This is a genomic window from Actinomadura mexicana, from assembly GCF_900188105.1.
GTDB lineage: Bacteria > Actinomycetota > Actinomycetes > Streptosporangiales > Streptosporangiaceae > Spirillospora > Spirillospora mexicana.
In genome coordinates this window covers 635049-647359 of record NZ_FZNP01000003.1, presented here as the reverse complement: position 1 = coordinate 647359, position 12311 = coordinate 635049, and the positions used below count along the sequence as shown (strand labels likewise).

Here is a 12311-nt window from a genome sequence, read left to right as displayed (position 1 = left end):
CCGCACCTCGGCCAACCCCGCGATCCGCTCCGCCCGCGAACCCGCGGGAGTCACCGGAATGTCAAGAGTCATGCGGCCACCTGCCCGGCCAGCGCATCGATCATCGTTCACCGTCCCTGTCCCGCGAAACGCGCGCGGCGCCGGTCGCGCCACCGGCACCGCCGAGTCTGGTCAAGATCACGAACGGCTGTCAATCCGCCACGGGGCGCATCATCGGCGCCCCGCCGGGCGGATGCTCAGGCCCCGGCGCCCTTGTAGTCGGCGGCCTCGGCGACGACCGACCCGGCGAGGTCGAAGCCGCCCACGCACGCCAGGTACCCGGGCGCCTCCCAGTCGTTGCCGCCCGGCTCGCCGCCGAGCGGCACGTACGTCCCGCCGGCCTGCCTGACCAGCAGCAGCCCGGCGGCGATGTCCCAGGCGTTGATGGACGAGTCGTAGGCCACGTCCAACCATCCGGCGGCGACGTGCGCGAGGGTGAGGGCGGCGCTGCCCGGGCGGCGGACGGTGGCGAACGCGTCCACCACCCGGCCGTAGCGCCGCAGCGCCTCCTCGCGCCCGAGGCTCAGGTCGTGAGCGCTCGGGTAGGACGTGGCGACGACGGCGGCGTCGTCGCGGGTCGCGCCCCGGCTGCGGATCGGCTCGCCGTTGCAGGTGGCGCCGTCGAGCGAGGCGGTGAACATGTCGTCGCGCACCGGGTCGTACACCACGCCCGCCACCAGTTCACCGCCGATGGCCGCGCCGATGGACACGCAGAAGAACGGCAGGCCGACGGCGAAGTTGGCCGTCCCGTCGATGGGGTCGACGAACCAGCGCAGGTCGCCGTCCCCGCCCCCCACGCCGCCCTCCTCGCCGACGACCACGCTTCCGGGGGTCTGCTCGGCGAGCACCTCGCGGATCGTCTCCTCCGCCGCCCGGTCGTGCTCGGTGACCGGGTCGTGGATGTCGCGCTTGAGATCGACCTCGGGACGCGACCGGAACGCCGCCCGCAGCCGGTCCCCGGTGGCGCGGGCGGCGAGTTCGGCGATCCCGGCGAGCTCCCGCGACGCGGGGACATCAGGGTTCATCGGTCTCCTTCGATCACGGCCAGGTCACGAACGCGCACATCACGACCGTATCCGAGCCCGGCAAGGCGCCTGGGCGGCCCCGCTGTTACAGCGTCCCCGACTCGGGCAGTGGCCCCTGTGCCGGACCCGACGTCGCCGTCTTGGGGAAAGAGCATGAAGTACAAGATCGACAAGAGCGCGGTAGTCGCGGTGTCGGGAGCCTCCGGCGGCATCGGGCGCGCCGCCGCCGTGGCGTTCGCGCGACGCGGAGTCCGGGTCGCCCTCCTGGCCCGCGGGGACGAGGGCCTGGAGGGGGCCGCCGCGGGCGCGTCCAGGCTGCTGCGGCGATGACGCACGAGTGACGACGAAGGAGAGAGCGATGGCGCAGCAGGTGGCCGACTACGTCCTCCGGCGGCTGACCGAGTGGGGCGTGAAGCGCGTCTACGGGTACCCGGGCGACGGCATCAACGGGATGCTCGGCGCGTTCGACCGCGCCGAGGGGGAGCCGGAGTTCATCCAGACGCGGCACGAGGAGATGGCCGCGTTCATGGCCTGCGGCCACGCGAAGTTCACCGGCGAGGTCGGCGTGTGCGCGGCGACGTCCGGGCCGGGCGCGATCCACCTGCTGAACGGCCTGTACGACGCGAAGCTGGACCACCAGCCGGTCGTGGCGATCGTCGGGCAGCAGAAGCGCCTGGCGCAGGGCGCGCACTACCAGCAGGAGGTCAACCTGGAGAACCTGTTCTCCGACGTCTCGGAGTTCTGCCAGATCGTCATGCACCCCGGCCAGATGCGGCATGTCGTCGACCGGGCGTTCAAGACCGCCCTGACCGCCCGCGGCGTCTCGACGATCATCATTCCGGAGGACGTCCAGGAGGCCGACGCGGTGCCGTCGCCGCCCAAGGAGCACGGCTCGGTGTACTCCAGCGTGGGGTGGAGCAGGCCCCGCGTCCTCCCCGACCCCGAGGAGCTGCGCAAGGCCGCCGACGTCCTCAACGAGGGCACCGCGGTCGCGATGCTGATCGGCCAGGGCGCCGCCGGGGCCGAGGCCGAGGTGATCGAGACGGCCGAGCTGCTCGGCGCCGGCATCGCCAAGGCGCTGCTCGGCCGCGAGGTCGTCCCGGACGGCCTGCCGTTCGTCACCGGCCCCATCGGCCTGCTCGGCTCCAGGGCCAGCGACGAGATGGTGATGAACTGCGACGTGCTGTTCATGATCGGCACGAGCTTCCCGTACGCCGAGTGGCTGCCGGACGAGGGCAGCTGCAGGGGCGTGGAGATCGACATCGACGGGCGCATGATCGGCATTCGCTACCCGATGGACGCGCACGTCGTCGGGGACGCCCGGGAGACGCTCCGGGAGCTGATCCCGATGCTGCGCCGCAAGGAGGACCGCTCCTGGCGCGAGGAGATCGAGGAGAACGTCCGCGCCTGGGACACGGTCATGGAGAAGCGGGCCGGGCAGAGCTTCGAGGGCAGGATCAACCCGCAGGCCGTCGCGCACGAGCTGTCCCCGCTGCTGCCGGACGGCGTGATCCTCACGGCCGACTCCGGCTCGGCCACCAACTGGTGGGCCCGGCACATCAAGCTCCGCGGGGGCATGCGGGCCTCGCTGTCGGGCACCCTCGCCACGATGGGCCCCGGCGTCCCGTACGCCATCGCGGCCCGGTTCGCCTACCCCGGCCGCCCGGTGATCTGCTTCGTCGGCGACGGCGCGTTCCAGATGAACGGCATGAACGAGATGCTCACCGTGAAGCGGTACGCCGAGCGGATGGGCGGGGCGCCGCTGATCTTCGCCGTGTTCAACAACCAGGACCTCAACCAGGTCACCTGGGAGCAGCGCGCGATGGGCGGCGACCCGAAGTACGAGGGCTCGCAGAGCATCCCGGACTTCCCGTACTCCGAGTACGCCGAACTCTGCGGGCTCAAGGGCGTCTACTGCGACGATCCCGGGAAGGTCACCGACGCCTGGCGGGAGGCCCTGGCGAGCGACCGTCCCGTCGTCCTGGAGTTCGTGGTCGACGCCGAGATCGCCCCGATCCCGCCGCACATCATGAAGGACCAGGCCAGAAAGTCCGTCAAGGCGGGCCTCAGGGACCCGCAGAAGATCGGCATCGCGGCCCGCGGCTTCCGCCAGAAGCTGACCGACATGTACGAGAACATGCCGGGCCGCAAACATGACTGACCGGCGTCCCAGCGGAGCGGTGGACGACGGTCAGCCGTCTCGGCGGGCGTGGGGGGCGCCCCCACGATGACAGGGTCCTGGGCCGGTCAGAGTTCGGCTTCGGCGTAGTCCTCGGTGGAGAACCCGATGCGGGGCTGCTCCCGTTCCAGGAGGTCGAACGCCTCGGGGACGGTGCTCGACCAGCCGACGGCGTCCCAGATCTTGGGGCGGGCGAAGCCCTGCTCGGTGAGGCCCTTCATCAGCTCGCGCAGCGGCTCGTAGACGCCGGTCGGGTCGAGGATGACGACGGGCTTGTCGTGCATGGCGAGGACGCGGGCCGTCCACACCTCGAACAGCTCCTCCAGCGTGCCGATGCCGCCGGGCAGGACGAGGAACGCGTCGCTGCGCCGGTCCATCTCGCCCTTGCGGGCCCGCATGTCGGCGGTGACGATCAGCTCGTCGTTGTCCTCGTCGGAGATCTCGACGCTGACCAGCCCTTCGGGGATCACACCGACCGTGCGGGCGCCGCCGGCCCGCGCGGCGCGGGCGACGGCGCCCATGCACGAGACCTGGGCGCCGCCGCTGACGAGGCTGTGGCCGCGCCGGGCCAGCTCGGCGCCGGCCTCGGCGGCGAAGTCGACGTACCGGCGGTCGATCTTGCCACTGGACGAGCAGAACACGCAGACGGCGAGGGGTTTCCGGGAGTTCACCCGCCCCAATCTAACGGCTGTCGTCGAGCGAGGCTCGTCCATTGTTCGGCGGCAGGTGGGAGTGGGGGTGGGAGCTGGGGGGTGGAGGACGGTGTCATGCCGTGGAGAGGTCTCTGCGGCGGAAACCGAGCAGGCCGAGGGCGGACAGGGCGGCCGCGACCGCGAGCAGCCAGAGCAGCGGCGCGGCCGCGAAGTCGTGCCCCGGCAGCTTGGGGACGTGGGTGAACGGCGAGACGTCCAGGGCCCACTGGTTCAGGTCGAGCCCGGCTCCGAAGAGCGTCACGACCGCGAAGACGCCGACGGCGGCCCAGGCGGCGCCGGTGAGCCTCGGCGCGAGGCCGAACAGCGCGAGCGCGATCGCCGCGACCAGCCACACGGCGGGCAGCTGCGCGAGCGCGGCGCCGAGGACGCGCGGCACCACGCGGCCGGGATCGCCGGTGTCCAGACCGTGCGCGAGCCCGGCGGCCAGCCCCGCGACGCCGAGGCCGGCGGCCGGGCCGAGCAGCGCGAAGGCCAGGTGGCCCGAAGCCCACCGCAGCCGCCCGACGGGGGTGGCGAGCAGCGGCTCGGCGCGCTGCGCGGTCTCCTCGCCGCGCAGCCGCAGCGTGGCCGAGACCGCGTAGGCGGCGGCGATCAGGCCGAGCATGCTCATGATCGAGGCGAAGTAGGCGTCGGTGAGCGCGCCCTGCCCGCCGAGCCGGGTGAAGACCTTCTCCAGTTCGGGGTTGTCCTTGACGATGTCGCCGACGCCGCCCGCCACCGCGCCGTACACCACGCCGAGCGCGGCGAACCCGGCGAGCCAGCCATAGAGGGCGCGGCTCTGCAGCCGCCAGCCGAGGCCGAGGGACCCCGAGAGCAGGCGCGGGGCGTCCGCGGGGCCGAGCTTGGGCGGCAGCACGCCGGCGCCCACGTCCCGGCGCGCCGACAAAAGGCCCGCGGCGGCGACCAGGGCGGCCGTGAGCGCGGCGACCAGCGCGAGCGTCCACCAGCGCTCCCCGCCGTAGGCGCGCATGCGGCTCCCCCAGCCGAGCGGGGACAGCCAGCCCAGCCACGACAGCCCGTTGCCCGCGCCGCCGACGTCGGCGGCCATCCGGACCACGAACGCGGCGCCGAGCGCGGCGATCGCCGTGCCCCGGGCGGCGCCCGCGCCCTCGCTCAGCTGGGCGGTGACGCCCGCGACGGCGGCGAAGACGCATCCGGCGGCGGCCAGTTGCAGGCCGAACGCCAGCGAGCCCGCGAGCGGCAGGCCCTGCGCGGCCATGCCCGCGGTCAGCAGGGCGGCGAGGACGAGGTTCGCCGCCATCGTCACGGCGAGCGCGGCGGCCAGTCCCGCGCCGCGCCCGGTGACGGTGGCGCCGAGCAGCTCGCGGCGGCCCGCCTCCTCCTCGGTCCGGGTGTGCCGGACGACGGTGAGCACGCTGATCAGCGCGATGATCACCGGGATGAACCCCGAGCGCTGGGCGACGATCGCGCCGAGGCTCGTGTCGTACAGCGGCCCGTACAGAGCGAGGAACGTCGGGTTCGTCCCCGTCGTCCGCGCGTACGCGAGGCGCTCGGCGGTCGTCGGGTAGAGGCCGTCGGTGGCCGCCACGAAGTTGACCGGGATCAGCGCCAGCACGATCACCCAGGACGGCAGCAGGAACCGGTCGCGGCGCAGGATCAGCCTGATCAGCCCGCCGGTCCCGGTGAGCGACCGCAGCGGTGTCGCGCGGGACGGCTCGGCCGTCCGCGCCTCCTGGATCGTCGCGCTCATCGCGCGGCCTCCGTGGCGAGCTCGTCCTTGTAGTGGCGCAGGAACAGCTCCTCCAGCGTCGGCGGGCGGCTGCTCAGGCTCCGCACGCCGACCTCGGTGAGCCGCCGCAACGCGGCGTCCAGCGCGGGGGTGTCCACCTCGAAGCGGATCTTGTTGCCGTCGACGCGGACGTCGTGCGCGCCGGGCAGCTCCAGCCCGTCCGGCGGTCCGGCCAGCTCCGCGTCGATGGACGTGCGGGTCAGGTGCCGCAGCTCGTCCAGCGTCCCGGACTCCACCGCCGCGCCCTTGCGGATGATCGTCACCCGGTCGCAGAGCGCCTCGACCTCGGACAGGATGTGGCTGGACAGCAGCACGGTGCGGCCGTCCCGCCGCTCCTCCCGGACGCACTCCTGGAACACCTCCTCCATGAGGGGGTCCAGGCCGGAGGTGGGCTCGTCGAGCAGCAGCAGCTCGGCGTCGGACGCCAGCGCGGCGACGAGCCCGACCTTCTGCCGGTTGCCCTTGGAGTAGGCGCGGCCCTTCTTGCGCGGGTCGAGCTCGAACCGGTCGAGCAGCTCGGCCTTGCGGCGCGCGTTCACGCCGCCGCGCATGCGGCCGAGCAGGTCGATCACCTCGCCGCCGGACAGGTTCGGCCACAGCGTGACGTCGCCGGGGACGTAGGCGAGCCGGCGGTGCAGCTCGGTCGCGTCCCGCCAGGGGTCGCCGCCGAGCAGGCGGGCGGTGCCCCCGTCGGCGCGCAGCAGGCCGAGCAGGACGCGGATGGCGGTCGACTTCCCGGCGCCGTTCGGGCCGAGGAAGCCGTGCACCTCGCCGGGCCGGACGGTCAGGTCGAGCCCGTCCAGCGCACGGGTCCGGCCGAAGTTCTTGACCAGGCCGGAGAGGGCTATGGGGGGTGTGCTGGTGGTCACCGGTCCTCCTCGTCGGGGGGTCGCCCGCCGGGGGCGGGCAGGTTCTTCAGGGCGGCGCGCGTCTGCGCCACCAGTTCGCGCGTCAGGAGCCGGTCGTCGAGGACGTCCAGCATCGCCAGCGCCATGCGGGGGTAGCCGTCGCCCATCAGGACGTCGGCGCCGAGCGCACGCGACATGTGCTCGTGCAGGACGATCAGGCCGAAGCTCATGCCGGTCATGACCGTCGCGTAGCCGTGCAGGTCGTCGGTGGCCGGCGGATTCATGTCGGGCGCGCCGCGTTCGAGCATCTCCTCGCTGAACGCGACCGCGTCGTCGAAGAGGACGGCCGCGGCGGCCGACCCGTCGGTCAGGGCGCGGGCCACGTAGCGCTGGATCGGCAGGGCCGTCCGCATGGCGATCGCGAGGAAGCTCGGGCTCCCCATCCCGCCGCGCAGGGCCTCCTGCTTGGTCTCGCGGATCACTTCGATCACGTGCTCGTCGCAGGCCGCGCGCAGCGCCTCCTTCGTCCCGTAGTGGTGCTGGACGAGGGCGGGCGACACGCCGGCGGCCTTCGCGATGCCGCGGATCGTGGCGCCCTTCACCCCGTGCTCGGCGAACTCCAGCAGGGCCGCGTCCCTGATCCGGGCGCGCCCGGTCAGGTCCTCGGCCCGCTCCCGCGCGGCCATCCCCACCCCCTGTACGGATGTTCAGCTGCCTGTACGCTTGTACACTGTACCCGCGTACAGGCCCCCGTCAAGCGGTGGGACGAGGCGATGAGCGTCAGCCGCCTCCGGGCAGCTCGCCGAGCTTCGCCTGGACCTGCTTCTTCGAGCCGTCCGGCTTCTGGATCTCGACCTTCACCGTCTCGCCGGGCTTGAGGTTCGCGAGGACGGTCGTCAGCGCCGTCTGGTCGGGCGTCGCGGTGCCGTTCACCGAAAGGACCAGGTCGCCCGGCTCGATCCCGGCCTTGGCGGCCCCGCCGCCCTTCTGCACCTCCACGACCGCGACCGCCGACCGCCGGCCGGTCTGCGGGTCGACGATCGTGCGCACCACCACGCCGAGCGCGGCCCGGCCGGAGTTCGAGACCTTCCCCGACTCGATGAGCTGCGGGACGATCCGCTTGACCGTGTCGCTCGGCGTCGCGAACCCGATGCCCGGCGCCGCGGCGCCGATCTGCGGGTCGGACGCCGCCGCGGTGGGGATGCCGATCACCTGCCCGTCCAGCGTGACCAGGGCGCCGCCGCTGTTGCCCGGGTTGATGTCCGCGCTCGTCTGGATGGCGTCGGCGATCGTCGAGCCCTGGAAGGCCCCCTCCCCCTTGGTCGACACCGTGCGGTGCAGCGCGGAGACGATCCCGTTCGTCACGCTTCCGGCGAGGCCGAGCGGGTTGCCCATCGCCAGCACGATCTGCCCGACCTGCGCCTTGCTCGACTCGCCCCACGAGGCCGGTTTCAGCGACCCGCCGCTGACCTTGACGACGGCCAGGTCGTCGGCGGCGAACGCGCCGACCATCGAGGCCTTCACCGGGGAGCCCCCGCCGGACGAGGTGACCTGGATCGTCTTCGCCCCCGCGACCACGTGCGCGTTGGTGACGATGTCCCCCTGGGCGTCGAACACGACGCCCGACCCCTCCCCCTGATCGGTCTGGATCTTCACCACCGACGGCAGGACGGCGTCCACGACCTTCACGTACTGCTGCTGCAGGTCCGACCCGGACTCCGGCACCGGCGCCGACGTCTGCACCGACGCCGGCCCCGCGTTCCCGGCGTTCCCCGCGTTCTCGGACTTCCCGCTGCACCCGGCGAGCACCACCGACCCCGCCAGCGCCGCCGCGCACGCCTTCGCCCTCGCGCTCCTGTCCACGCTCCCACCTCCAGAGGGCACCGTTCCCGTCCGCCGCGCGGCGGGCGCCGCGCCACGCACGATTTTGCGACGTCATGCCGCAGGTCAGAGCCGCAGCTGATCTTTGAGCGCCCGGCGCGCCCGGCCGCCCGCGAGGGCCCGGCCGGTTTCTCGCGATCGGAGCCGGGTAGCCGTCCGACCATGTCGCGCGGAAGCGGGCACCGAGGCGTCCCCCACACCGCCGACCTGCGCATCGAGGCGTGGGGGCCGACACGGGAACGCTGCGTCGCCGAGGCGGTGGCCGGGCTCGTGGAATCGTTCGCCGACGTCTCCGGCGTCCGCCCGTCCGGCGGCATCCGGGCGGACGTGCCGCCGGGCCCGGACGCGGACCTGCTCGTCGCCGTCCTGGACGAGGTGGTCTACCGCCTGGACGTCGACGGCGTCCTGGTCCTGGACGCCGAGATCGCGGAGACGCCGGACGGCGGGCTCACCGCCCGGCTCGCGACCGGGGACGCGGCGGAGGCGGTGGGGACGGGAGCCGTGCCCAAGGCGGTGTCGCTGCACGAGCTGCGGTTCGACCGGGACGCCCGCGGCTGGACCTGCGCCGTGACGATCGACGTGTGACCGGCGGCGCGCCGGGCGAGGGCGCGCGCGACCGCCGATCAGCCCTTCACGACGCCCAGCGGGACGAGACGGGCGACCTTGCGGCAGAGCCCCGCGCCCTCGCCGGCCTCGACCACGGCGGACACGTCCTTGTAGGCGTCCGGCGCCTCCTCGGCCAGACCGCGCCACGACGACGGCCGCACGGCGATGCCCTGCCCCTCCAGCCTCGCCCGCAACTGCTCGCCGCCGACGCCGCGCGCGGCCTGGTGGCGGCTACGCACCCGTCCGGCGCCGTGGCACGTGGACGAGAACGCCGGCGCGCCCGGCACCCCCGTCAGGACGTAGGACGAGGTCCCCATCGTCCCGGGGATCAGCACGGGCTGCCCGGCCCCGCGCAGGTCGGGCGGCAGATCGGGGTGGCCGGGCGGCAGGGCGCGGGTGGCCCCCTTGCGGTGCACGCACAGGCGCCGCCGCTCGCCGTCCACCACGTGCTCCTCGAGCTCGGCCAGGTTGTGCGAGACGTCGTAGACGAGGTCGAGCCGGACGCCCGCGACCCGCCGGAACACCCGGCGCGCCGCCTGGGTCAGCAGCTGCCGGTTGGCGCGGCCGTAGTTGGCCGCCGCCGCCATCGCGCCCAGGTAGGCGCGGCCCTCGGCGGAGTCGACCGGGGCGCAGGCGAGCTGCCGGTCGGGGACCTCGATGCCGTACCGCGGCATCGCCGCCTCCATCGCCCGGACGTGGTCGGTGCAGATCTGGTGGCCGAGCCCGCGCGACCCGCAGTGGATCATGACGCAGACCTGCCCCGGCCGCAGCCCGAACGCCCCGGCCACGTCCGCGTCGTAGACCTCGGCGACACGCTGCACCTCCAGGAAGTGGTTGCCCGAGCCGAGGCTGCCGACCTGGCGGGCGCCGCGCTCCACCGCGCGCTCGCCCACCTGACCGGGGTCGGCGTCGGCGACCGCTCCCGCGTCCTCGCACCGGCGCAGGTCGCGCTCGTCCCCGTGGCCCCGCTCGACCGCGTACCGCGCTCCCCCGGTGAGAATGCCGGTCAGGTCCCGCCGTCCCGGCAGATGCCAGACCGCGCCCTTGCCCATGCCGCGCGGGATGACGGGGTCGAGGCCGTCCATCAGGTCCGGCAGGACGGGGCCGAGGCCGGAGGCGTCGATGTCCGCCGCCAGCAGCCGGACGCCGCACGAGATGTCGAACCCGACGCCGCCGGGCGAGACCACGCCGCCCGCGCGCGGATCGGTCGCCGCCACGCCGCCGATCGGGAAGCCGTACCCCAGGTGGACGTCGGGCATGGCGTAGGAGGCCTCCACCACTCCCGGCAGCGCGGCGACGTGGGCGACCTGCTCGATCGCGTTCTCGGCGGGCGCCAGCAGCTCCCGCGACGCGAACACCACGCCGGGCACGCGCATGGCGCCGACCGGTTCGATCCGGAACCGGTAGGGCCCGTCCTCGACCAGGTCGGCGTCCACAAGGCGGGGGTACCCCCGGCCTCGCTCCCCAAGCGCACCTCGTGCGCTCCCGGCCCGCCGGCGGCCGGGAGGGTCACGCGCGTCAGGCGGGTAGCGTGCGAATCATGCTGGCCGAACCCGCGCCCTCGCTGAGCGACCTCGCGCTCGGGCTGGTCGTGGTGGCGCTCGCGCTCCGTCTGGGACGCTCCCCGGCGCCGCATCGGCACTGGCGCACGGCCTTCTGGTGGGCCGGGATCGCGGCGCTCGCCGGATCCGTCCACCACGGGCTGGTCAAGTACTCGGAGCGGTGGTCGGGGCCGAGCTGGGCCCTGATCAGCGCCATGGTCGTCGTCGCGGTCTCCTACCTGCTGGCGGCGACCGTAGCCGAGGTGCTCGGCCCGCACCACGGCCGGACGTTCTGGCTGCTGCGCTCGGTCGGGATCGGCGCCTACGCCGTCCTGGCGGTGACCGGGCACGCCGGGGTCGGCGCCCTGCTCGCCTGCGAGAGCCTGACGATGGTGTGCATCCTCGCCCTCTGGGCCCGGGCGGCCCTGCACCACCATCCGATGGCCGGCCCGGTGATCGTCGCGCTGGTCGCCAGCGCCGCCGCGGCCGCGACCAAGGCGATCGACCCGAGCGTCACCCGCGGCATCGCGCTGGACCCGACATCGGTCTACCACCTCGCCCAGATCGTCGGGATGGTCCTGCTCTACCTGGCGGTCCGCAGGCCGCGCCGCCCGGACCGCGAGCCGCGCGCCCTCCTCAAATAGCACGGGTCCCCGGACAGCACGGGGCTCGGATAGCACGGGTGCGGCCGGTCGCGCGGCACCGGCGGACAGCAGTGACCCCGGTGGCACATTCCCCTAACGGAGGTGTCTTCCTTCTGTGCTGAACGGTGGCCTTTCGGACACGGACGGTCACCGTTAGCTTTCATCCCGTGATCCGAAGCCACCGTCCCCGTGGAGGAATGCGTTCATGACGGCCATCGCCAGCGTCTACCAGCACGACGTCGCCACCTACTGGAACACCGAGCGCAACCCGGTCAACCTGCGCCTCGGCGACGTGTCGGGGATCTACCACCACCACTACGGCATCGGCGAGGTGGACTGGTCGGTCCTGGAGACGCCGGAGGACGCCCGCGAAGAGGCGATCATCGCCGAACTGCACCGGCTGGAGAACGCCCAGGCCCGGTTCCTGCTCGAACACCTCGGCGACATCCGGCCCGACCACCGGCTGCTGGACGCCGGCTCGGGCCGCGGCGGCTCCAGCATCATGGCCAACGCCGCCTTCGGCTGCCAGGTCGACGGGGTGTCGATCTCCCAGGCGCAGGTCGACTTCGCCAACGCGCAGGCCGCCGAGCGCGGCGTGTCCGACAAGGTCCGGTTCCACTTCAGGAACATGCTCGACACGGGGTTCGAGGCGGGCGCGTTCCAGGCGATCTGGAACAACGAGTCGACGATGTACACCGTCCTGGACGACCTGTTCACGGCGCACTCCCGGCTGCTGGCCCGCGGCGGCCGGTACGTCACCATCACCGGCTGCTACAACGACGTCTACGGGCTGCCGTCCCGGGCGGTGTCGACCATCAACGCCCACTACGTGTGCGACATCCACCCGCGCAGCGCCTACTTCCGCGCGATGGCGGCCAACCGGCTCGTGCCCGTCACCGTGGTCGACCTGACCGCCGACACCATCCCGTACTGGGAGCTGCGCGAGAAGTCGTCGGTCGCGACGGGCATCGAGAGCGCCTTCCTGGAGGCCTACCGCGACGGCAGCTTCCAGTACCTGCTCATCGCCGCCGATCGCATCTGACCCGTCGACCCGGACCAGCCGCCTTCGGGCAGAGGCAGGTGAG

The 12311-nt window shown here is 73.5% G+C and carries 12 protein-coding genes and 1 pseudogene; 5 read left to right on the top strand and 8 right to left on the bottom strand.

Translation table 11 applies throughout. The features are described 5' to 3' along the window. Positions 1–236 precede the first annotated feature (236 nt). Positions 237–1064 carry an inositol monophosphatase family protein gene (locus tag CHC11_RS11415; protein WP_089311599.1) on the bottom strand — a complete coding sequence of 276 codons (828 nt, stop codon included), beginning with the start codon at positions 1062–1064 and terminating at the stop codon, positions 237–239. 153 nt (positions 1065–1217) lie between these two features. Between CHC11_RS11415 and CHC11_RS40215 the strand changes: the two genes are divergently transcribed. Next, the gene (locus tag CHC11_RS40215; RefSeq protein ID WP_245919071.1) at positions 1218–1394 is read left to right on the top strand and encodes an SDR family NAD(P)-dependent oxidoreductase; all 177 of its coding nucleotides are present in this window, start codon (positions 1218–1220) and stop codon (positions 1392–1394) included. A gap of 28 nt (positions 1395–1422) precedes the next feature. Then, positions 1423–3225, top strand: a complete 1803-nt coding sequence (locus CHC11_RS11410) for a thiamine pyrophosphate-requiring protein (RefSeq protein ID WP_089311598.1) — start codon at positions 1423–1425, stop codon at positions 3223–3225. Between the two features lie 86 nt (positions 3226–3311). Here CHC11_RS11410 and CHC11_RS11405 read toward each other — a convergent pair whose 3' ends face one another. The 6 genes and pseudogenes from CHC11_RS11405 to CHC11_RS11385 all read right to left on the bottom strand — a co-directional run bounded on the left by CHC11_RS11405 (position 3312) and on the right by CHC11_RS11385 (position 8417). Beyond that, on the bottom strand, positions 3312–3914 hold the full coding sequence (locus CHC11_RS11405) for an LOG family protein (RefSeq protein ID WP_245919069.1): 603 nt from the start codon (positions 3912–3914) through the stop codon (positions 3312–3314). A 94-nt stretch (positions 3915–4008) separates the two neighbouring features. Next, positions 4009–5667: an ABC transporter permease gene (locus tag CHC11_RS11400; protein WP_245919067.1), complete on the bottom strand. Its 1659-nt coding sequence runs from the start codon at positions 5665–5667 to the stop codon at positions 4009–4011. Then, on the bottom strand, positions 5664–5942 hold the full coding sequence (locus tag CHC11_RS43830) for a DUF4162 domain-containing protein (protein ID WP_425427302.1): 279 nt from the start codon (positions 5940–5942) through the stop codon (positions 5664–5666). Before CHC11_RS43830 ends, CHC11_RS11400 begins: the two co-directional genes overlap by 4 nt. A 60-nt stretch (positions 5943–6002) precedes the next feature. Continuing rightward, positions 6003–6575: pseudogene (locus CHC11_RS43825) on the bottom strand (ABC transporter ATP-binding protein); the annotation flags it as partial. Next, positions 6572–7240, bottom strand: a complete 669-nt coding sequence (locus CHC11_RS11390; protein WP_089311595.1) for a TetR/AcrR family transcriptional regulator — start codon at positions 7238–7240, stop codon at positions 6572–6574. The gene CHC11_RS11390 and the pseudogene CHC11_RS43825, both read right to left, overlap by 4 nt. 94 nt (positions 7241–7334) lie before the next feature. Continuing rightward, a complete protein-coding gene (locus CHC11_RS11385; protein ID WP_089311594.1) occupies positions 7335–8417 on the bottom strand; it encodes a S1C family serine protease in 1083 nt (360 codons plus the stop codon). 180 nt (positions 8418–8597) lie between these two features. On the opposite strand from CHC11_RS11385, the gene CHC11_RS11380 reads away from it, so the two are divergent. Next, positions 8598–9020, top strand: coding sequence for an archease (locus CHC11_RS11380; protein ID WP_089311593.1), 423 nt, complete (start codon positions 8598–8600; stop codon positions 9018–9020). 38 nt (positions 9021–9058) lie between these two features. On the opposite strand, the gene CHC11_RS11375 is transcribed toward CHC11_RS11380, so the two are convergent. After that, complete coding sequence (locus CHC11_RS11375; RefSeq protein WP_281258301.1) at positions 9059–10477, bottom strand: RtcB family protein; 1419 nt, start codon at positions 10475–10477, stop codon at positions 9059–9061. Between the two features lie 104 nt (positions 10478–10581). Here CHC11_RS11375 and CHC11_RS11370 point away from each other — a divergent pair, with 104 nt between their 5' ends. After that, positions 10582–11226, top strand: a complete 645-nt coding sequence (locus CHC11_RS11370; RefSeq protein WP_089311592.1) for a DUF6962 family protein — start codon at positions 10582–10584, stop codon at positions 11224–11226. A 205-nt stretch (positions 11227–11431) separates the two neighbouring features. Further along, positions 11432–12268: a geranyl diphosphate 2-C-methyltransferase gene (locus CHC11_RS11365; protein ID WP_089311591.1), complete on the top strand. Its 837-nt coding sequence runs from the start codon at positions 11432–11434 to the stop codon at positions 12266–12268. Positions 12269–12311: the final 43 nt, after the last annotated feature.